Consider the following 20536-nt stretch of genomic DNA (forward strand, 5'->3'; position numbering starts at 1 on the left):
ACCAAAAAGGGAGAACATATCATGAAGAAACTTGCTGTCATCGCCGCGATTTTTGCACTGGCCTCGGCCCCCGCTTTTGCCGCTAATCAGGGCGGTTTTTCCGGCCCAACGAGCACCACTACGACCTCACAAGCCGGTGGCTTTGTTGGACCTAACGGCACGGTAACCACGTCGGCGAACGCGAAATCAATGCGTGACGACACTTGGGTGACTCTGCGCGGTAACATCATCGAGCGCATCTCTGATGATCTGTATATTTTTAAAGATGCGAGCGGCACGGTAAATGTGGATATCGACCACAAACGCTGGAACGGCCAGACCATCACTCCGCAGGATGTAGTTGAAATTCAAGGTGAAGTTGACAAAGACTGGAACTCTGTCGAAATTGACGTGAAGCAGATTCGCAAAGTGAATCCATAAATCCTCCGGTAATGCGCAAGATCGGTCAGGATTCCCGATGGTCCGGTGGGCAGAATGTCCCACAAGGAGGCCGTGATGAATGACCCATTGAGCGTGACCTATTCCGCACGTCTGCGGCGCGTGTGTGAATATATTGAGCGCCATCTGGATGAACCCCTCTCGCTTGAGATATTAAGCCGGATGGCGCACAGCTCGCCGTTTCATTTTCACCGGCAGTTTACCGCCTGGAGCGGTCTACCGCTGTATCGCTATATCCAGTGGTTGCGTTTACGCCGGGCATCTTGGCGGCTGGCGTTCAACCCACGGGATAAGGTTATCGATATTGCGCTGGATGCCGGATTTCAAAACCCTGAGTCGTTCACACGTGCTTTCAAAACCGCGTTTGGTCAAAGCCCGCGCCAGTTCCGAAAAAGAGCAGACTGGGCGGCTTGGCATCAACGTGTACCTAAACTGGTTTTACAGGAGCAGCACGTAATGGATGTGAAAATTGTTTCGTTTCCTCACACGCAGGTGGCGATGTTGAGCCATCTGGGGGCGCCCGATAGAGTGAATGAGAGCGCAGCAAAATTTATAGAATGGCGGCGAACGACGGGGCTGTCGCCGGTGGCAAGCAGTCAGACGTTTGGTATTGCCTGGCACGATCCCGACACGACGCCGCCGGAAACCTTCCGTTTTGATATTTGCGGCAGCGTAGAACGGCCGATTCCGCACAATGATGTCGGCGTCATCAACGGTGAAATCCCCGCCGGTCGCTGCGCGGTAGTCCGCCATCATGGTTCGCTGGATTCCCTCTCCGACAGCGTTTGGTATTTATTCCGTGAATGGCTACCGACCAGCGGCGAAACGACACGGGATTTCCCGGTCTTTTTCCTGTACCGCAATTTTGTTCATGAAGTCGCGGAACATGAACTGGAAACGGATATCTTTCTGCCGCTGCGTTAACCATCCTGCAACCTATCTCACGGCCTGTGACTCAGAACGTGAGATAGGTTATTATCTGCGGCAATATTGCCGTCCGTACGGTCAGCATGCAGATTGAGGATCCCCAGTTAATGAGCGATATGGCAGAGCGCCTTGCGCTACATGAATTCACGGAAAACGCCTACTTAAACTATTCCATGTACGTCATCATGGACCGCGCGTTGCCGTTTATTGGCGATGGCTTAAAGCCGGTACAGCGCCGCATCGTTTATGCGATGTCGGAGCTGGGGCTTAATGCCAGCGCCAAATTTAAAAAATCCGCCCGTACCGTCGGCGACGTATTAGGTAAGTACCATCCGCACGGCGACAGCGCCTGTTATGAAGCGATGGTGCTGATGGCGCAGCCGTTCTCTTACCGCTATCCGCTGGTTGATGGTCAGGGGAACTGGGGGGCGCCGGATGACCCGAAATCGTTCGCCGCCATGCGTTACACAGAATCCCGACTGTCAAAATATGCCGAACTGTTGCTAAGCGAGCTGGGCCAAGGCACAGCCGATTGGGCACCTAACTTCGATGGCACGATGCAAGAGCCGAAAATGCTGCCTGCGCGTATGCCGAATATTTTGCTGAACGGCACCACCGGCATTGCCGTCGGCATGGCCACGGATATTCCTCCGCACAACCTGCGCGAAGTGGCTAAAGCGGCAATCACCTTGATTGAAAAACCGCAGACCACGCTTGATGAAGTGTTGGATATCGTGCAGGGGCCGGATTACCCGACGGAAGCGGAAATCATTACCCCGCGCGCGGAAATCCGCAAAATCTACCAGAACGGTCGCGGCTCCGTACGTATGCGTGCGGTGTGGCACAAAGAAGACGGCGCGGTGGTGATTACCGCGCTGCCGCATCAGGTGTCCGGCGCGAAAGTGCTGGAGCAGATTGCGGCGCAGATGCGCAATAAAAAGCTGCCGATGGTGGACGACCTGCGCGACGAGTCTGACCACGAAAACCCGACGCGTCTGGTGATTGTGCCGCGCTCTAATCGTGTGGATATGGAACCGGTGATGAATCACCTGTTCGTTACTACCGATCTTGAAAAAAGCTACCGTATCAACCTGAACATGATCGGCCTTGATGGTCGCCCGGCGGTGAAAAACCTGCTGGAGATCCTCACCGAATGGCTGGCATTCCGTCGTGATACCGTGCGTCGTCGCCTAAACTACCGTCTGGAAAAAGTGCTCAAACGCCTGCATATCCTTGAAGGTTTGCTGGTGGCGTTCCTCAACATTGATGAAGTGATTGAGATAATCCGCACTGAAGATGAGCCAAAACCGGCATTGATGTCGCGATTTGGTATCAGCGAAACCCAGGCGGAAGCGATCCTTGAGCTGAAATTACGTCATCTCGCCAAGCTTGAAGAGGTGAAAATCCGCGGTGAGCAGGACGATTTGGCGAAAGAGCGCGATCAGCTGCAGGCCATTCTCGCTTCCGAGCGCAAAATGAGCAATCTGCTGAAGAAAGAGCTGCAGGCTGACTCCGATGCCTTCGGCGATGACCGTCGTTCTCCGCTGCGCGAGCGCGAAGAAGCGAAGGCCATGAATGATCATGACATGCTGCCATCAGAGCCGGTGACTATTGTGCTGTCGCAGATGGGCTGGGTACGTAGCGCCAAAGGCCACGATATCGACGCGCAGGGCTTGAGCTATAAGTCTGGCGATAGCTTCCATTCAGCGGTCAAAGGCAAGAGCAACCAGCCGGTGGTGTTTGTCGATACGACCGGACGCAGCTATGCCATCGATCCGATCACGCTGCCGTCGGCGCGTGGGCAAGGTGAGCCGCTCACCGGCAAGCTGACGCTGCCGCCGGGTGCCACGGTCGAACACATGCTGATGGAAGGCGAAGAAACGAAACTGTTGATGGCCTCCGATGCTGGCTACGGTTTCCTGTGTACGTTCAACGATCTGATCGCCCGTAACCGTGCAGGTAAAGCGCTGATTTCGTTGCCGGATAACGCGCATGTCCTGCCGCCACAGGTGGTTACAGATGAGTCGGACATGCTGCTGGCCATCACCAGCGCGGGACGTATGCTGATGTTCCCAGTCAGCGATCTGCCACAGCTGTCGAAAGGGAAGGGCAACAAGATTATCAACATTCCGTCGGCTGAGGCCGCAAGCGGGGTTGATAGCCTGGCGCATCTCTACATTTTACCGCCGCAAAGTACGCTGACCTTCCACGTTGGCAAACGTAAGATCAAGCTGCGTCCGGAAGAGTTGCAGAAAATAACCGGCGAACGTGGTCGCCGCGGGACGCTGATGCGCGGCCTGCAAAAAATTGACCGTGTGGAAATTGATTCGCCGCAGCGCGCTCAGACGGGTGACAGCGAAGAGTAACTTTTTCCCCCGCCGTCGGGCGGGGGAAAAATTGCTGCAAAACCGTTGTTAATTCAACCATTGCGATTAACAATACCTTTTTGCAGGGGCCTGCAAGTAACAAAGCCCTGTCCGGTATATGTACCCCGTCTGATGTCTGGCGCATGCGTGCAAACCACGTATCTGCCAGCAACACGATGACGGGTATAATTCCAAGCGGTTCAGGGTTCAGAGGACGCTATGCTATTCATTTTACGTGTCATTATTGTTGTCATTTATTGTATTTTGGTCTGTATCTTTGGCTGTATCTATTGCCTGTTCAGCCCGCGCAATCCAAAACATGTTTCGACTTTTGGTCGCATGTTTGGCCGTATGGCGCCGGTTTTTGGTCTGAAGGTCGAAACCCGTAAACCCGCTGATGCCGAAAGCTACGGCAACGCTATCTATATTGCTAACCACCAGAATAACTACGATATGGTGACGGCAGCGAATATCGTGCAGCCGCCGACGGTGACCGTTGGTAAAAAGAGTCTGCTATGGATCCCATTCTTCGGGCAGATTTACTGGTTGACGGGTAACTTACTGATTGACCGTAATAACCGTGCCGCCGCGCATAGCACCATCGCGGAAGTAGTTAAATCGTTTAATACCCGCAAAATTTCTTTCTGGATGTTCCCGGAAGGCACCCGCAGCCGTGGGCGCGGCCTGTTACCGTTTAAAACGGGCGCGTTTCATGCCGCGATTGCGGCGGGCGTACCGATTATTCCGGTCTGCGTTTCAAATACGTCGAATAAGATCAAACTCAATCGCTGGAATAATGGTTTAGTGATTGTGGAAATGCTGCCGCCTATCGATACCAGCGCGTGGAGTAAAGAGCAGGTGCGTGATTTAGCGAAGCATTGCCGTGACGTTATGCAGGCAAAAATTGATGAGCTAGACCGTGAAGTTGCTCAGCGTGAGTCTACCGGTAAAGTGTAACATTGCGTCACGATGTAGGCTTTCGCCTGCATCGTTTGCCGTTTTGCTGTTGGGAAAATGATTTCCCATTTTTGATTTGTCAGTTTTGATGGAGCTTATATGTCACTCAGTCGGCGTCAGTTTATTCAGGCTTCGGGCGTTGCGCTTTGTGCGGGAACCGTGCCGCTGAGAGCGCAGGCTGCTGGAAAGCAACTCCCATTGCCCGTACCTCCTTTGGTGGAGTCTCGCCGTGGACAGCCGCTTTTCTTAACGATGCAGCGTGCGCACTGGTCCTTTACCCAAGGCACGCGCGCGAACGTCTGGGGCATTAACGGTCGCTATCTTGGGCCGACGATCCGCGTTTGGAAAGGCGATGACGTTAAGCTTATCTACAGCAATCGGCTGACTGAAAACGTCTCGATGACGGTTCGTGGTTTGCAGGTGCCGGGGCCATTAATCGGCGGTGCCGCGCGCATGATGACGCCAAACGCCGACTGGGCGCCCGTGCTGCCGATTCGTCAGAACGCCGCGACGCTTTGGTATCAGGCCAATACGCCGAACCATATGGCGCAGCAGGTCTATAACGGCTTGGCCGGCATGTGGCTGGTGGAAGATGAAGTTAGTAAGTCCTTACCATTCCCGAATCATTATGGGGTCGATGATTTTCCGGTGATTATCCAAGACAAACGTCTGGATAATTTCGGCACGCCGGTTTACGACGAGCCGGGCAGCGGTGGATTTGTTGGCGACACGCTGCTGGTGAACGGCGTACAAGGGCCGTACGTGGAAGTCTCGCGCGGCTGGGTGCGTTTACGCCTGCTGAATGCCTCCAACTCGCGCCGCTATTTGCTGCAGATGAGCGATGGCCGCCCGCTACACGTTATCTCCAGCGATCAGGGCTTCCTGCCAGCTCCCGTTTCGGCAACTCAGATTTCGCTGGCGCCGGGCGAGCGCCGGGAAATCCTCGTGGATATGACCAACGGTGACGAAGTGTCGATTACCTGCGGAGAGTCGGCCAGCATCATGGAGCGCATCCGCGGCTTCTTCGAACCATCGAGTATTCTAATTTCCACTCTGGTCCTGACCCTGCGTCCTACGGGGCTTCTGCCGTTAGTGACCGATAACTTACCGATGCGCATACTGCCGGCAGAAACGCTGGGTGGCACCCCTATTCGCAGCCGCGACATCCGGTTGGGTGACGATCCGGGCATCAACGGCCAGCGTTGGGACCCGCAACGGATTGATATTACCGCGCAGCAGGGAACGTGGGAGCGCTGGACCGTTCGCGCCGATGCGCCGCAGTCATTCCATATTGAAGGCGTTATGTTCCAGGTTCGTAACGTTAACGGTGCGACGCCAATGCCGGAAGACCGGGGCTGGAAGGATACGGTATGGATTGACGGCCAGGTTGAGCTGCTGGTCTATTACTCGCAGCCATCATGGCCGCATTTCCCATTCCAGTATGCTAGCCAGACGTTGGAACTAGCTGACCGTGGCTCGATTGGTCAGATTTTGGTTAACCCCGCGCCGTAAATAACAAAAAGTGCGTGGTAGAGGTAATTACCGCCACGCACTTGACCTCTGGGTAGCGCATTGTGTTGCCCACGCGAACAATTCCCCAATATTCCCGCTTCATTCATAGGGCTTTCGGGCTTATAATCCCCGGCCTTTGATTATTTTTTTACCACTTTTCTTTTTGGAAGCATTATGAGCGCAATATCCCTGATCCAACCGGACAGAGACCTTTTCTCCTGGCCGCAGTACTGGGCCGCCTGCTTTGGGCCGGCACCATTTTTGCCGATGTCGCGTGAAGAGATGGATCAACTGGGCTGGGATAGCTGCGACATCATTCTGGTAACCGGCGACGCCTACATTGACCACCCGAGCTTCGGGATGGCGATTTGCGGCCGCATGCTGGAGGCACAGGGCTTCCGCGTGGGGATCATTGCCCAGCCGGACTGGAACAGCAAAGACGAATTTATGCGTCTGGGCAAACCGAATCTGTTCTTCGGCGTCACCGCCGGTAACATGGACTCGATGATTAACCGCTATACCGCAGACCGTAAGCTGCGTCATGACGACGCTTACACTCCGGACAATGTGGCGGGCAAGCGTCCAGACCGCGCGACGCTGGTGTATACCCAGCGCTGTAAAGAAGCGTGGAAAGACGTACCGGTTATTCTGGGCGGGATTGAAGCGAGCCTGCGTCGTTCCGCGCACTACGACTACTGGTCTGATATCGTTCGTCGTTCCGTGCTGGTTGACTCGAAAGCCGACATGCTGATGTTCGGCAACGGCGAGCGTCCGTTGGTTGAAGTGGCGCACCGTTTGGCTGCCGGTGAACCTATCGCTCAAATCCGTGACGTGCGTAATACCGCTATCATGGTGAAAGAAGCGCTGCCGGGCTGGAGCGGCGTGGATTCCACGCGCCTGGACACGCCGGGTAAAATCGATCCGATCCCGCATCCATATGGTGAAGACCTGCCGTGTGCCGATAACAAAACCGTTGCGCCACCAAAGCAAGAAGCCAAGCGCGTCACCGTGCAGCCACCGCGTCCAAAGCCGTGGGAAAAGACCTACGTTTTACTGCCATCTTTTGAGAAGGTGAAAGGGGACAAAGTTCTCTACGCGCACGCATCACGTATTCTGCATCATGAAACCAACCCGGGCTGCGCCCGTGCGCTGATGCAAAAACACGGCGAGCGCTATATCTGGATTAACCCACCGGCTATCCCGCTTTCTACCGAAGAGATGGATAGCGTGTTTGCGCTGCCGTATCAGCGTATTCCGCATCCGTCATACGGCGATGCCCGCATTCCCGCGTACGAGATGATCCGCTTCTCGATTAACATTATGCGTGGCTGTTTCGGTGGCTGTTCATTCTGTTCCATCACCGAGCATGAAGGGCGCATCATTCAAAGCCGTTCGGAAGATTCGATAGTCAATGAAATCGAAGCGATTCGCGACACGGTTCCCGGCTTTACCGGTATTATCTCCGACCTCGGCGGCCCAACCGCCAACATGTATATGTTGCGTTGCAAATCTCCGCGTGCGGAGCAAACCTGTCGCCGCCTGTCATGCGTTTATCCGGACATTTGTTCGCACATGGATACCAACCACGAACCGACGATCAATCTCTATCGTCGCGCCCGTGATTTGAAAGGCATCAAGAAAATCCTGATCGCATCCGGCGTACGTTATGACATTGCGGTTGAAGATCCGCGCTATATCAAAGAGCTGGCAACGCACCACGTTGGTGGCTACCTGAAGATTGCGCCGGAACATACTGAAGAAGGGCCGCTGTCTAAAATGATGAAGCCGGGCATGGGTAGCTATGACCGCTTCAAAGAACTGTTTGATACCTATTCGAAGCAGGCAGGTAAAGAGCAGTATCTGATCCCTTACTTTATCTCGGCGCACCCAGGTACGCGTGATGAAGATATGGTGAACTTGGCGCTTTGGCTCAAGCAGCGTCGTTTCCGCCTTGATCAGGTGCAGAACTTCTATCCGTCACCGCTCGCTAACTCCACCACCATGTATTACACCGGCAAAAACCCGCTGGGGAAAATTGGCTATAAGAGTGAAGACGTGGTGATCCCGAAAGGGGATAAACAGCGCCGTCTGCATAAGGCGCTGCTGCGTTACCACGATCCGGCTAACTGGCCGCTGATCCGCCAGGCGCTGGAAACGATGGGTAAAAAACACCTAATCGGCAGCCGTCGTGATTGCTTAGTACCGGCACCGACGATTGACGAAATGCGCGAAGCGCGCCGTCAAAACCGCAACACCCGCCCGGCGCTAACCAAGCATACGCCGGTGGCGCATCAGCGCCAGACGCCTGCGGGCAACGGTGCGAAAAAGCGGCCTAAACCGGTCTCACGCTAAAAAAATGCCCGGCGAAAGCCGGGCATTTTTGTTATTGCGCAGAGGGCACTTAACCCCCGAACTGATCCGGGTCCGGGCCTAAACGCTTGCCCTGATCCAGTTTTGCGATCGCCGCCAATTCGTCTTTATCCAGACGGAAATCCCAGACTGCGAAATTCTCGGCAATGCGCGATGGTGTCACCGATTTCGGGATCACCACGAGACCGCTGTCCAGATGCCAACGAATGACAATCTGGGCCGGCGTTTTGCCGTATTTATCCGCCAGATCGCGAATCAGTTTCTGATCGAAAACCCCTTCGCCACCCTGAGCCAGCGGGCTCCAAGATTCAGTCTGGATCTTATGCATTGCGTTCCAGGTATTGAGCGGGCGCTGCTGCAACAGCGGGTGAAGCTCAATCTGGTTAATCACCGGCGCGACGCCGGTTTCATCAATCAGCCGCTGTAGGTGCGGGATCTGGAAGTTGCATACGCCGATACTTTTGACCAGCCCCTGCTTTTGTAGCTCAATCAGCCCTTTCCACGCTTCGATGTAATGGTCGATGGCGGGAACCGGCCAGTGGATGAGATACAAATCGAGGTAGTCCAGTTGGAGGTGCTCCAGACTCTCCTGCAGCGCTTCTGCCGGGCGCTGATGCGCGTCATTCCACAGCTTAGAGGTGATAAACAGATCTTCGCGAGGAACCCCTGCGCTGTTGATAGCTTTACCGACCCCCGACTCGTTTTTGTATGCGGCGGCGGTATCAATAGACCGGTAGCCCACCTCGATAGCCTTATGTATCGCGGTGACGACCTCTTCGTTGCTAGCCTGCCATACGCCTAGGCCTAGCTGCGGCATTACATTGCCATCGTGCAGTTTAATCACGGTTGGATGTGTCATGCATTTCTCCTTTTTACGAACTTATCGGGGCATTGCCCCGATAAGGTTTGTAGGATCAAGTCTGGTCGAAATATGCAAAAACGAAAGATAAAATGCGCTTGGATTAACGGGCGGCTTCGTAAATGCGGCGGCTTACCTCAAGGGTAATGTCCTGATTTTCGCCCAGTTTGGTCATACCGTGCTCTTCGAGTTTTTTCAGCAGCGCCGGGATGGAGCTGCCGTCCAGACCATAGTCGGACAAGCGGGTTGGAACGCCCATCTGTTCGAAGAAGCTACGGGTTGCGGCGATAGCAGCGTCGATACGCGCATCGTCAGAACCTTCGGTAATGTTCCACACACGTTCGGCGTACTGCAGCAGTTTTGCACGCTTGGTTGCGCGCTGCTCATTCCACAGAGACGGTAAAACGATAGCCAGCGTCTGTGCGTGATCCAGACCATGCATTGCGGTCAGCTCGTGGCCCAGCATGTGGGTAGCCCAATCCTGCGGCACACCTGCACCAATCAGGCCGTTCAGCGCCTGAGTGGCTGCCCACATGATGTTGGCGCGAACATCGTAGTTTTCCGGTTCTTTCAGCGCTTTCGGGCCGTCTTCAATCAGCGTCAGCAAAATGCCTTCCGCGAAGCGATCCTGAATTTTGCCGTCAACCGGGTAGGTGACGTACTGTTCTACGGTATGCACGAAGGCGTCAACAACCCCGTTCGCTACTTGGCGCGGTGGCAGGGTGTAGGTGTAAACCGGGTCGAGAATGGCGAAGACTGGCTGCACGTGCGCAGACATAAAGGCGCGTTTGTCACCGGTGGTTTTACGTGAAACGACGGCCCCTTTGTTGGATTCAGAACCGGTCGCTGGCAGGGTCAGTACGGAGCCCATCGGGATAGCGCTAGTGACGTTGTTACCGTAGGTTTCCAGAATTTCCCATGGATCGATGCTTTCATCATAGTGGGCTGCTGCGGCGATAAATTTGGTGCCATCTAAAACAGAGCCGCCGCCGACGGCAAGCAGGAAGGTCACTTTCTGCTCGCGGGCGATTTTGACTGCGTTCATCAGCGTTTCGTAGGATGGGTTTGGCTCAATACCGCCGAATTCCAGTACGTCCAGACCTTTCAGCGCATTGAGAACCTGATCCAGTACGCCGGTTTTTTTCACACTGCCGCCGCCGTAGGTCACCAGAACACGGGCGTCAGCGGGGATTTGAGCGCGCAGATTTTCAATTGCGCCTTTACCGAACAGAATGCGGGTCGGGGTGTGAAGATCGAAATTAAACATTGCTCGTTCCCTTCTTTGTAGATTGAAGACAAGGCGGCGAAGCTCGCTGCCGAATGACATCATTGTGGTCTTCGTCGCCGTAGCTCTCAATGCACATTTCTGCGATTGTCTTGCCCATTTCTCCATAAGGCTGGAGAAATGCATTAATCATCGCCACAATGATGACGTCAGAAAAGGTACCTGGAGCGTCCGTTGATGAACCGTGAAGAGATCTGTGCGTTGCTAACAGAGAAAACTAAGCAACTGAAAAATAATGAACAAAACCTAAGAGCCCTACTGCCTGATATTCAGCTTATCTACGGTACGCAACCCAACGGGCGTACGCCGGTGATGTATCGTCCGGGCATCGTGTTTCTCTTTTCCGGTTATAAAATCGGTTATATCAATGAGCGCACATTCCGCTATGACGCGAATGAATATCTGCTGCTCACAGTACCTTTACCCTTTGAATGTGAAACTTTTGCGACCGAAGACGCACCGCTGGCCGGATTTCGGTTGGACGTCGACATATTACAGTTGCAGGAACTGCTGATGGAGATTGGCGAAGACACGCTGTTTCGCCCATCGATGGCGGAAAGTGGCATTAATTCCGCGACGTTATCAGAAGAGATCCTCTGTGCCGCTGAACGCCTGCTGGACGTTATGGAAAGGCCGCTGGACGCACGTATTTTGGGCAAACAAATTATCCGCGAAATGCTCTATCACGTGCTGCTCGGGCCACGCGGTGGCGCGCTGATAGCGCTGGTTAGCCGTCAAACTCACTTCAGCCAGATTAGCCGAGTGCTGAAGCGTATTGAGAGCCAGTACACCGAAACCTTGAGCGTTGACCAGCTGGCAGCTGAAGCCAATATGAGCCTGTCGGCGTTTCACCATAATTTTAAGTCGGTTACCAGCACTTCTCCGCTGCAGTATTTGAAAGCCTACCGCTTGCATAAAGCGCGCATGATGATGGTGCATGATGGTTTGAAGGCCAGCGCTGCGGCAATGCAGGTGGGCTATGAGAGCGCATCGCAGTTTAGCCGGGAGTTTAAGCGCTATTTTGGCATGACGCCGGGAGAGGATGCCGCGCGGCTGCGCGGAATGTAGCCGAGTGACTCAAGTAGGCCTGATAAGCGTAGCGCCATCAGGCAATCCCCGAGCACGTTGCCGGATGGCGGCGCAAACGCCTTATCCGGCCTACGGATAACCTGCCATTAGGCGTTGCAGTACTTCTTCTTAATCACCACGATAACCGTGCCGAGCAGGCCAGCAACGAGTAGGAAAATTGGCAGAATCATCAGGAAGGTCATGACCTGATCTTCATGGCGCTTAACGAATGGGATCATGCTCAACGCATACCCTAAGCTGGTCACAACACCCACCCACAACAGCGCGCTTAACCAATTAAACAACTGGAAACGGCGGTTTGGCAGGCCGGAAATACCCGCCATGGTGGGCAAAAGCGTGCGCACAAACGCCAAGAAACGCCCGGCCAGTAAGGCCAGCAAGCCATGGCGGTCGAACATACAGGTTGCCCGCTGATGATATTTATCCGGCAGCTGCGACAGCCAGCCTTTTACCACCCGGGTATTGCCAAGCCAGCGTCCTTGAATATAGCTCAGCCAGCAGCCGAGGCTGGCCGCCGTTGTCAGGATCACAAGGGTAGGGACGAAGCCCATCACGCCCTTGGCAATGAGCGCTCCCGCCAATAGCAGCAGGCTATCGCCGGGCAGAAATGAAGCGGGAAGCAGGCCATTTTCCAAAAATAATGTGGTAAACATGACCAGATAAACGATCCCCACGACGTGCGGATTCGCCAATGCAGCAAAATCGTGCTGCCAAAGTGCGGCGACAATCTCTTGAATAACGACCATGAACATTCCCGTGGAACAGCATTTTCACACATTGTACGCTTGAAAGATGAAGAACACCTTGATCGCGTACGCAACAAATGAGGTGGTGTTGTTCTGATTTACTGACAACAACGTGGCATTTGTTTACGCCCGACACCAGACGATGCCGGGCTCGGGATATGTTACACGATGCGGGAAAATCCTGCCGCTAAATCGTCAATCAGATCGTTAACGTCTTCTAAACCGATATGGACGCGAATTAACGTGCCGCTGAAATCAATTTTGCCGTCCGGACGAATGCTTGCCAACTCCTCGGGTTGGTTGGCCAGAATCAGTGATTCAAAGCCTCCCCACGAATAGGCCATGCTGAACAGCGAGAAATTATCGAGGTAGTTTGCCAGCTCATCGGGGCTCAGGTGTTTTTTCAGCACGAAAGAGAACAGGCCGCTGCTGCCGGTAAAGTCACGTTTCCAGAATTCATGCCCTTTGCTTCCCGGTAGAGCGGGATGGTTAACGCGCTCGACCTGCGGTTGTTGTGCCAGCCACTCGGCCACTTTGAGGCTGCTTTCATGGTGCTGGCGTAAACGCACGCCGAGCGTACGCAGGCCACGGCTGGTCATATAGGCGGTATCGGCATCGAGCATTTGGCCCATCAGGTAGGCGTTCTCGCGCAACTGCGGCCAGCAGCGCTCATTCGACACCGCTGTACCAACCATAGCGTCAGAGTGGCCAATCAGGTATTTGGTGCCCGCCTGAATGGAGATATCAATGCCGAAATCCAGCGCTTTAAACAGGATGCCTGCCGCCCAAGTATTGTCGATCATGATGATGGCATCCGGCGCGACGCGGCGTACGGCAGCCACGATTGCCGGAACATCGTGGACTTCCATGGTGATGGAGCCGGGTGATTCGAGAAACACCACCTTGGTATTGGGCTGAATGAGGGCAGCAATCCCATCGCCGACAAGCGGGTCAAACCAGCTGGTGGTGACGCCCAGCTTGCCGAGAATTTTGGTGCAAAAGTCCTGCGTCGGTTCGTAGGACGTGTTGGTGACCAACACGTGGTCGCCCTGTTCAACAAACGCCAGAATGGTATTGGCGACCGCCGCCGCACCACATGGGAAAAGCGCACAGCCGGCGCCGCCTTCCAGTTCACACATCGCTTCTTGCAAAGAGAAGTGGGTCAGCGTGCCGCGACGACCATAAAATAGCTCGCCGTTGGCGCGGTTATGGGTGGCGTGTTTTTTGGCGGCGACGGTCTCGAAGACCAGTGAAGAGGCGCGCTGAATCACGCTATTTACCGAACCTTGTGTGTATTTTTTACTGCGTCCGGCATTAACCAGCGCGGTATCGAGGTGCTTATCTGCCATGTCTGTTAAACCTGTTTTTATACGTCTGGACGTCTAAACTAACACGATTGCTAGCAGGGTGTACCCTTTCCTACGTATACAGCAGAAAATTTTGCTGGATTGGCAGGAGAAAACTTTTTTACTGCGTAAGCGCAAGGAAAATAAGTGTGATTTAGGTCAATATGCAAATACTAATGAGAACTACTATCAATTCGACGTTTTTTTGATATTATTGTGCTCAGATTTTGTGATTTATGTCCTGGAGATACACAGTGGGTAATAATTTGATGCAGGCGGATCTCTCCGTTTGGGGTATGTATCAACATGCCGACATCGTGGTGAAAGTGGTCATGATCGGCCTGATTTTGGCATCCGTCGTCACCTGGGCTATTTTCTTTAGTAAGGGCGCTGAGCTTCTCGCCCATAAGCGCCGCCTCAAGCGCGAACAAAAGCTGTTAGGTGACGTACGTTCTCTGAACCAAGCGAGTGAAGTGGCGAGTGCATTTGATGCCCGCAGCTTGAGCAGTCAGTTAATCAACGAAGCGCAGAACGAGTTGGAACTCTCTGCGGGCTCCGAAGATAACGAAGGTATTAAAGAGCGTACCGGTTTCCGTCTTGAGCGTCGCGTCGCGGCGGTTGGCCGTCATATGGGGCGCGGTAATGGCTTCCTGGCAACCATCGGTGCTATCTCCCCGTTCGTCGGCCTGTTCGGTACCGTTTGGGGCATCATGAACAGCTTCATTGGTATCGCCCAGACGCAAACCACCAACCTCGCAGTCGTGGCCCCAGGTATTGCAGAAGCGCTGCTGGCGACCGCAATTGGCCTGTTTGCCGCAATCCCCGCTGTGGTTATCTATAACGTCTTTGCTCGTCTTATCGGCGGCTTTAAAGCGAATCTCAGCGACGTTGCAGCCCAAGTGCTGCTGCTGCAGAGCCGCGATCTGGATCTCAGCGCCAGTGGCGTTCATCCGGTTCGTACCGCCCAGAAATTACGAGTAGGTTAATGCCCCATGGCTATGCGTCTTAATGAAAATCTGGACGATACCGGCGAAATGCATGACATCAACGTAACGCCGTTTATCGACGTTATGTTGGTTTTGCTGATTATCTTTATGGTTGCCGCGCCGCTGGCGACAGTTGATGTTAAAGTCAATTTGCCGGCGTCGTCGAGTCAGCCACAGCCGCGTCCGGAAAAGCCGGTCTATCTGTCAGTGAAAGCGGATAAATCAATGTTCCTCGGCAATGAACCTATTACCGAAGACAACATGGTCACCGCGCTGGAAGCGCTGACGGAAGGCAAGAAAGACACCACCGTTTTCTTCCGTGCTGACAAAACCGTCGACTATGAAACGATGATGAAGGTGATGGACTCCTTACATCAGGCAGGCTATCTGAAGATTGGCCTGGTCGGCGAAGAAACCGTCGCTAAAAAGTAAAGATCCCGAATGGCGCTTAGCGCCATTCGCGTTTATTCCCTCCGGCAACCAATATTTCCCTTAAGTCTTATATTCCTCTTCTAATTCAAATCAAAAATTAAATATCATTTAGTATCACTTAATATGCTGGATATATTTTTAGCATTGTAGTGGCTAGTCTTAAATAACCTTCCTACGCTTAATTCTTAACGCTAACAATAATATATGTAGCTGCAGCGGGCGGAGGGTATTATGACCATAACGACTTTGCGGGATACCGATGAACTGCATCGCGATTTGTTTTCATTATCCTCAATCCGCAAAAGGGCCGACCGGCTTTTACTGGTGCTGGTCTGGGTGATGTGGGGCGTATCGCTAGGCGTAGGTATGATGAATGGCGGCCTCCATCTGGCGCTGCTGGTTGCAACGGCGCTGTCAGCGCTGGCTTCGGTAATCACATGGCTTTTTTCCGGCATGCTGGTGACTAGGCTTATCTATGCTTTTATTCTTATGGCCTATTCCGCACTGTTGATACAGCTTGGCCAGGGAGAAACTGAATACCATTTTTCAGTTTTTGTTTTGCTCTCAGCTTTACTGGCATGGCGCGACTGGCGGCCATTAATTATGGGCGCTGGGGTGATTGCCGTTCACCACCTAGTATTTAATTATCTGCAAGAATACGATCTGTTCAATATTACCGTCTTTATGCATACCGGCTTGCATATGGTGATTATGCATGGGCTGTATGTGGTTGCGCAGACCGTATTTCTGGTATTTCTTGCGGTGCGCATGGAACAAGATGCCCGTTCGGCCAGCGAAGTGGCGAAGCTGGCGGCGGTGATTAACCGCGAGTCCGGCTACTTAACGCTGGCCCGTGACGGAAAAACCAGCCGCTCCCCGTTTGCGCGCACCTTTAGCCTGACGCTGGACGCGATGCGCAATACGCTGGAGCAGGTTAGCGGCAACGTTTCACAACTGCTCGAAGCTTCGCAGACGCTGCTGCAGCGCAATACCGCGCTATCCGAACGTACTGACAATCAGGCGCGCTCACTGGCGGTCACCGCCAGCGCCATGGAGCAACTGGTTGGTGCGGCGTCGCTCACCAGTGAGAAGGCCAGCGAGGCTCGCCTGTTGGCTGTACAGGCCAGCGATGTGGCCCAGCAGGGCGGCGATAATATCCGCTCAGCAATGGCGTCGATGGCGCATATCCGCGACGAGTCCTTGAAAATAAACGGAATACTTGAGCTTATCGACGGCATCGCCTTCCAGACGAATATTCTATCGCTGAATGCGTCAGTAGAGGCTGCACGAGCAGGAGCGCACGGTAAGGGCTTCGCCGTGGTTGCTGCGGAGGTCCGTACGCTGGCGCTGCGCTGTGAAGGGGCGGCGCGGGATATTCGTCAGCTGATTGCGACCTCGGTTGAACGCACGCATCAAGGGGCCGAACAGGTGGAACGCGCGGGGGAGACGATGGCGGCGATTATCGACAATATCGACAGCCTACAAGCATGCGTCGACGTGCTGTCATCCATGAGCGACCAGCAGCGTACCAGCGTATTGCAGATGAAAGGCAGCATCGCCCATATTGATGCCAGCGTGCAGGAAAACGTACAGCACGTGGCGCAGACTATTCAGGTGGCGCATCAGCAGCAAGAGCATACTGGCGAACTGCAGTCGGCAATTTCGGTATTCCGTTTGGTGTAATGTCACAAAAATGGAAGGTGTATGATAAATCATCAAGATGTGTGACATCTTCCGCAGTTGCTATAAAACGTAATACCAGTACGAAAAAAGACAATAGGATTGTTTTTTTCAACCTCCTACATTGAAACCTCATCAATTAGGGGGGATTACCACGTGGCAAACGACACAAAATTGTCTATTTCAGAAAAGCTGGGATATGGCATGGGCGACGCCGCTTGCGGCATCGTCTACTCTTCGGTAACGATGTTTTTGACTTGGTTTTACACTGATATATATGGCCTCTCCGCGGCGGCGGTGGGGGTAATGTTTTTAGTAACCCGTGTGCTGGATGCGATAACCGACCCGCTCACCGGCATCGTCGCCGATAGGGTAAAAACCCGTTGGGGCCACTTCCGTCCATGGCTTATCTGGTTCGCCATTCCTTATGCTGTACTGGCGGTGATGACGTTCACCACACCGGCTTTTAGTGAGTCTGGCAAGCTGGTATATGCCTACCTGACATACACCTTGCTTATGCTGTGTTACACCTTTATCAACATTCCCTACTGTGCGCTAGGTGGTGTGATTACCCGCGATGAAAAAGAGCGCCTGTCAGCGCAATCCTATCGCTTCACGATTTCCTCCATTGCCGGACTGATGGTTTCCGTAGCGACGTTATTCCTCGTTGATTACCTCGGGAAAGACGATAAGCAGTTCGGCTTCCAAGCCACCATGGGGATCATGGGTGCGATCGCCATTATGATGCTGGTGTACTGCTTTTTCTCGACGAAGGAGCGCGTGGCACCGGCGGTTGAACAGCAAAATAGTATTCGGGAAGATCTTCGCTCGCTGCTGGCAAACGATCAATGGCGAATCGTGGCGATCATCACCTTCTTCTCCAGTATGGCCGGAGTGATGCGTGGTGCGGCAACGCTGTACTATGCCACCTATCTGATGATGGGGGGCGTTGAGTCGGTGGCTGGGACGGCGATGAAGTCGGCGTTTATTTCCACCAGTGTGGTCGGCACCATTATCGGCAGCATCGCCGCAGGCTGGCTGGCGAAACGCTATCGCGCAGTATCGCTGTTTAAAAATATCAACCTGCTGCTCGTGGTTGTTGGTGTGGTGATGTTCTTCGTTCCGCCAACTTGGCTGCCGGTGGTGTTCCCGCTGTACTTCCTTGTGGGCTTCTTCCACCAGATGTATCAACCGTTTAAATGGAACATGATGGCCAACGCGGCAGACTACGGTGAGTGGAAGTTTGGTCGACGTATTACTGGGCTGTCTTATTCAGGCAACCTGTTTGCGCTGAAGATGGGAATGGCGGTTGCCGGGGCGGTTGTGGGCTTCTCGCTGGGGTTGTTTGGCTATCAGGCAGGTGTGTCAGTTCAAACGCCGATGGCAACGATGGGCATCGTGGGGCTGCTGACACTGGGGCCGTCGCTCTCTTATCTGGTGCTGTGGTGGCTGTCGCGTTTCTATAAACTCGATGATCAGGCGATGCTGGTGATTCAACGCGACCTGTCTGCTCGCCAGCAGGCTAATTCAACGGCGATAATCGCCGACCCGGAAACCGTGACCGGTGTTCTGCATAAAGCCTAAGGAGGGCATGATGACATCAAATAACTATCAGAATCCCATCCTTTGCGCTGATTACTCCGATCCGGATATTGTGCGGGTGGGCGACGATTTCTTTATGGTCTCTTCCAGCTTTAACCATATGCCAGCCTTGCCGATATTGCATTCGACGGACTTAGTGAGTTGGAAGATTATTAATCATGTTTTTGATGTGTTACCGCTGGCCGGGTTTGATGAATATCAGCCGGGAAAAGGCGTTTGGGCACCGTCGATTCGTTGGCATGATAATAAATTGTGGGTGTTTTTCAGCACTCCAGACGAAGGTATTTTTATGTGCCACACCGCCGATCCTTGGGGGGAATGGAGTGTGCCGCACTGTGTGAAATCGGCAAAGGGCTGGATCGATCCTTGCCCATTCTGGGACGACAACGGCGAAGCTTGGTTGGTACACGCGTTCGCCCACAGTCGTAGCGGGAATAAACATCAGCTCCAGCTGTTTGCTATGTCGCCCGATGGGGTATCACTGTTGGGTGAAGGGCGCATTATCTATGACGGGAGCTGCGACCAGCCCACGCTGGAAGGGCCAAAAGTCTATAAGCGTGGTGAGTGGTATTACATTTTCGCGCCGGCGGGCAGCGTGGAAACCGGCTGGGAAACGGTGCTGCGTTCCAAGCGCATGACCGGCCCTTGGGTGGCGAAAAACGTTCTGTTCCAAGGAAATACGCCGGTGAACGGCCCGCATCAAGGCGGCTGGGTGGAGCTTGATGATGGTGAATGCTGGTTTGTCCATTTCCAAGATGCGCATCTGTATGGGCGTGTTGTGCATTTACAGCCGATGCGCTGGGAGGTTGACGGCTGGCCGCGTATTGGTGAGCCGCTGGGAGAAAACGGCGAAGGGCAGCCGGTGATGCGCTGGCCGCGCCCGGCAAGCCTGAAGCCGTCACCGCGTACTTTGCCGCAAACCAGTGATGATTTTGTCGAAGGGAAACCTGGCTTGCAATGGCAGTGGCAGGCTAACCCGGATCCTGCTTGGCGATTACCGGGGCAGGGGCAGCTAAATCTTCGTTGCTGTGCGTTACCGCAGTTGCCAGAGAAACACAATTTCTACTGGTTACCGAATCTGTTGGCGCAGAAATTCCCAGCATGGCAATTCACCGCCCAGACCTTGCTGACACTGGATGCGGCGATGCCTGGCGATGCTGGAGGATTGATTATCTACGGTGAGCGCTATGCCACGCTGTTGCTGGAAAGCGTGGGCGAGAGGCAGCGTCTTTTGTGGGTGACGGGCTGGATGAGTGATACGGGTGTAGTACGCGAGAGCCGGGAGGCGATAGCGTATGTGGATGCCACCGTCTGTGCAATGAAAGTCGATGTTTCCTTCGGGGGAATTTGTCGCTTTAGCTGGCGTCAGTCGGGGGGAGATTGGTTGGTTGTTCCACAGTCCTTTGCCGCCGGAAAAGGGAAATGGGTGGGAGCAAAAGTCGGGCTGCTGGCGGTTTCACTGACATCAACGGCGTCACGTGGGTCGTGCGCGTTCGATCATTTTGCTCTAGAGATGATTGGCTGATCGGGAAGTTTCTCGTCTCCCTTTTCCACTTTCAGGATGACGTTAGCGGTTCGAAAATCACCATCGGCCAGACCGCGACTGATTTCAAGGGTCGCGGTTTCCCGGCTGAGAACGTGCTGATAGCAGGCTTCCGTGTGCGCCAGAATTTTGTCCCGCAGGTGGGGATAACGCGCCATCACCTCGCACAGTGCGGAACCAAAGATTTCCTCTTTGACCTGATAGGCGTAGATTTCACGGCGATTTTGCCACTTCATTTTGACCAGTGTGGCCGGAATGGGGGCGGCAGGGCTGGATATCCGGCGGCCTTCGGCATTTTTTTCATCACGCAGTGCCTGTAGATTCCGCTGAAGAAGCGTCTCATCACTTATCTGTGGGCTTAACGTTATATTAGCCTCAGTAACATCGACAAGTTTCAT

17 protein-coding genes are annotated in these 20536 nt (G+C 53.9%); 12 read left to right on the forward strand and 5 right to left on the reverse strand.

Features of this window, described 5'->3' with window-relative positions:
• Positions 1 to 21: 21 nt before the first annotated feature.
• The 6 genes from AB4K05_RS01115 to AB4K05_RS01140 all read left to right on the forward strand — a co-directional run bounded on the left by AB4K05_RS01115 (position 22) and on the right by AB4K05_RS01140 (position 8552).
• Positions 22 to 420: a YgiW/YdeI family stress tolerance OB fold protein gene (locus AB4K05_RS01115; protein WP_368478226.1), complete on the forward strand. Its 399-nt coding sequence runs from the start codon at positions 22 to 24 to the stop codon at positions 418 to 420.
• A gap of 75 nt (positions 421 to 495) precedes the next feature.
• Positions 496 to 1362, forward strand: coding sequence for a GyrI-like domain-containing protein (locus tag AB4K05_RS01120; protein WP_368478227.1), 867 nt, complete (start codon positions 496 to 498; stop codon positions 1360 to 1362).
• A 110-nt stretch (positions 1363 to 1472) separates the two neighbouring features.
• Positions 1473 to 3731: a DNA topoisomerase IV subunit A gene (gene parC / locus AB4K05_RS01125; protein WP_368478228.1), complete on the forward strand. Its 2259-nt coding sequence runs from the start codon at positions 1473 to 1475 to the stop codon at positions 3729 to 3731.
• Positions 3732 to 3950: 219 nt separating this feature from the next.
• Positions 3951 to 4688: a 1-acylglycerol-3-phosphate O-acyltransferase gene (locus AB4K05_RS01130; protein ID WP_368478229.1), complete on the forward strand. Its 738-nt coding sequence runs from the start codon at positions 3951 to 3953 to the stop codon at positions 4686 to 4688.
• A 99-nt stretch (positions 4689 to 4787) separates the two neighbouring features.
• Positions 4788 to 6200 (forward strand): cell division protein FtsP, encoded by a 1413-nt coding sequence (ftsP, locus tag AB4K05_RS01135; protein WP_368478230.1) that lies wholly within the window; start codon positions 4788 to 4790, stop codon positions 6198 to 6200.
• A gap of 174 nt (positions 6201 to 6374) precedes the next feature.
• Complete coding sequence (locus tag AB4K05_RS01140; RefSeq protein WP_368478231.1) at positions 6375 to 8552, forward strand: YgiQ family radical SAM protein; 2178 nt, start codon at positions 6375 to 6377, stop codon at positions 8550 to 8552.
• Between the two features lie 49 nt (positions 8553 to 8601).
• On the opposite strand, the gene dkgA is transcribed toward AB4K05_RS01140, so the two are convergent.
• Positions 8602 to 9429, reverse strand: a complete 828-nt coding sequence (gene dkgA / locus AB4K05_RS01145) for a 2,5-didehydrogluconate reductase DkgA (protein ID WP_368478232.1) — start codon at positions 9427 to 9429, stop codon at positions 8602 to 8604.
• A gap of 103 nt (positions 9430 to 9532) precedes the next feature.
• Positions 9533 to 10696, reverse strand: a complete 1164-nt coding sequence (yqhD, locus tag AB4K05_RS01150) for an alcohol dehydrogenase (protein ID WP_368478233.1) — start codon at positions 10694 to 10696, stop codon at positions 9533 to 9535.
• A gap of 195 nt (positions 10697 to 10891) precedes the next feature.
• Here yqhD and AB4K05_RS01155 point away from each other — a divergent pair, with 195 nt between their 5' ends.
• On the forward strand, positions 10892 to 11782 hold the full coding sequence (locus AB4K05_RS01155) for an AraC family transcriptional regulator N-terminal domain-containing protein (protein ID WP_368478234.1): 891 nt from the start codon (positions 10892 to 10894) through the stop codon (positions 11780 to 11782).
• A gap of 107 nt (positions 11783 to 11889) precedes the next feature.
• Here AB4K05_RS01155 and yghB read toward each other — a convergent pair whose 3' ends face one another.
• Positions 11890 to 12549: a DedA family general envelope maintenance protein YghB gene (gene yghB / locus AB4K05_RS01160; protein ID WP_368478235.1), complete on the reverse strand. Its 660-nt coding sequence runs from the start codon at positions 12547 to 12549 to the stop codon at positions 11890 to 11892.
• A gap of 161 nt (positions 12550 to 12710) precedes the next feature.
• Complete coding sequence (gene metC / locus AB4K05_RS01165) at positions 12711 to 13898, reverse strand: cystathionine beta-lyase (protein ID WP_368478236.1); 1188 nt, start codon at positions 13896 to 13898, stop codon at positions 12711 to 12713.
• A 251-nt stretch (positions 13899 to 14149) separates the two neighbouring features.
• On the opposite strand from metC, the gene exbB reads away from it, so the two are divergent.
• The 5 genes from exbB to AB4K05_RS01190 all read left to right on the forward strand — a co-directional run bounded on the left by exbB (position 14150) and on the right by AB4K05_RS01190 (position 20120).
• A complete protein-coding gene (gene exbB / locus AB4K05_RS01170; RefSeq protein ID WP_368478237.1) occupies positions 14150 to 14881 on the forward strand; it encodes a tol-pal system-associated acyl-CoA thioesterase in 732 nt (243 codons plus the stop codon).
• 6 nt (positions 14882 to 14887) lie between these two features.
• Entirely contained in the window at positions 14888 to 15313 is a 426-nt protein-coding gene (gene exbD / locus AB4K05_RS01175) for a TonB system transport protein ExbD (protein ID WP_368478238.1), read from the forward strand.
• Positions 15314 to 15544: 231 nt separating this feature from the next.
• Complete coding sequence (locus AB4K05_RS01180) at positions 15545 to 16996, forward strand: methyl-accepting chemotaxis protein (RefSeq protein ID WP_368478239.1); 1452 nt, start codon at positions 15545 to 15547, stop codon at positions 16994 to 16996.
• 153 nt (positions 16997 to 17149) lie between these two features.
• A complete protein-coding gene (locus tag AB4K05_RS01185) occupies positions 17150 to 18577 on the forward strand; it encodes a glycoside-pentoside-hexuronide (GPH):cation symporter (RefSeq protein WP_368478240.1) in 1428 nt (475 codons plus the stop codon).
• Positions 18578 to 18587: 10 nt separating this feature from the next.
• Positions 18588 to 20120: a glycoside hydrolase 43 family protein gene (locus tag AB4K05_RS01190; RefSeq protein WP_368478625.1), complete on the forward strand. Its 1533-nt coding sequence runs from the start codon at positions 18588 to 18590 to the stop codon at positions 20118 to 20120.
• Here AB4K05_RS01190 and AB4K05_RS01195 read toward each other — a convergent pair.
• Entirely contained in the window at positions 20093 to 20536 is a 444-nt protein-coding gene (locus AB4K05_RS01195) for a cytoplasmic protein (protein WP_368478241.1), read from the reverse strand. The genes AB4K05_RS01190 and AB4K05_RS01195 overlap by 28 nt on opposite strands.

The organism is Kluyvera sp. STS39-E, assembly GCF_040932435.1.
Taxonomy (GTDB): domain Bacteria; phylum Pseudomonadota; class Gammaproteobacteria; order Enterobacterales; family Enterobacteriaceae; genus Kluyvera.

Excerpts from the sequence above, each read along its gene's own strand:
- dkgA (WP_368478232.1), bottom strand. The coding sequence starts at position 9,429 with ATGACACATCCAACCGTGATTAAACTGCACGATGGCAATGTAATGCCG.
- yqhD (WP_368478233.1), bottom strand. The coding sequence starts at position 10,696 with ATGTTTAATTTCGATCTTCACACCCCGACCCGCATTCTGTTCGGTAAA.
- ftsP (WP_368478230.1), top strand. The coding sequence starts at position 4,788 with ATGTCACTCAGTCGGCGTCAGTTTATTCAGGCTTCGGGCGTTGCGCTT.
- metC (WP_368478236.1), bottom strand. The coding sequence starts at position 13,898 with ATGGCAGATAAGCACCTCGATACCGCGCTGGTTAATGCCGGACGCAGT.
- AB4K05_RS01130 (WP_368478229.1), top strand. The coding sequence starts at position 3,951 with ATGCTATTCATTTTACGTGTCATTATTGTTGTCATTTATTGTATTTTG.
- AB4K05_RS01155 (WP_368478234.1), top strand. The coding sequence starts at position 10,892 with ATGAACCGTGAAGAGATCTGTGCGTTGCTAACAGAGAAAACTAAGCAA.
- parC (WP_368478228.1), top strand. The coding sequence starts at position 1,473 with ATGAGCGATATGGCAGAGCGCCTTGCGCTACATGAATTCACGGAAAAC.
- AB4K05_RS01140 (WP_368478231.1), top strand. The coding sequence starts at position 6,375 with ATGAGCGCAATATCCCTGATCCAACCGGACAGAGACCTTTTCTCCTGG.
- yghB (WP_368478235.1), bottom strand. The coding sequence starts at position 12,549 with ATGGTCGTTATTCAAGAGATTGTCGCCGCACTTTGGCAGCACGATTTT.
- AB4K05_RS01115 (WP_368478226.1), top strand. The coding sequence starts at position 22 with ATGAAGAAACTTGCTGTCATCGCCGCGATTTTTGCACTGGCCTCGGCC.
- AB4K05_RS01120 (WP_368478227.1), top strand. The coding sequence starts at position 496 with ATGAATGACCCATTGAGCGTGACCTATTCCGCACGTCTGCGGCGCGTG.
- AB4K05_RS01180 (WP_368478239.1), top strand. The coding sequence starts at position 15,545 with ATGACCATAACGACTTTGCGGGATACCGATGAACTGCATCGCGATTTG.
- exbD (WP_368478238.1), top strand. The coding sequence starts at position 14,888 with ATGGCTATGCGTCTTAATGAAAATCTGGACGATACCGGCGAAATGCAT.
- AB4K05_RS01190 (WP_368478625.1), top strand. The coding sequence starts at position 18,588 with ATGACATCAAATAACTATCAGAATCCCATCCTTTGCGCTGATTACTCC.
- AB4K05_RS01195 (WP_368478241.1), bottom strand. The coding sequence starts at position 20,536 with ATGAAACTTGTCGATGTTACTGAGGCTAATATAACGTTAAGCCCACAG.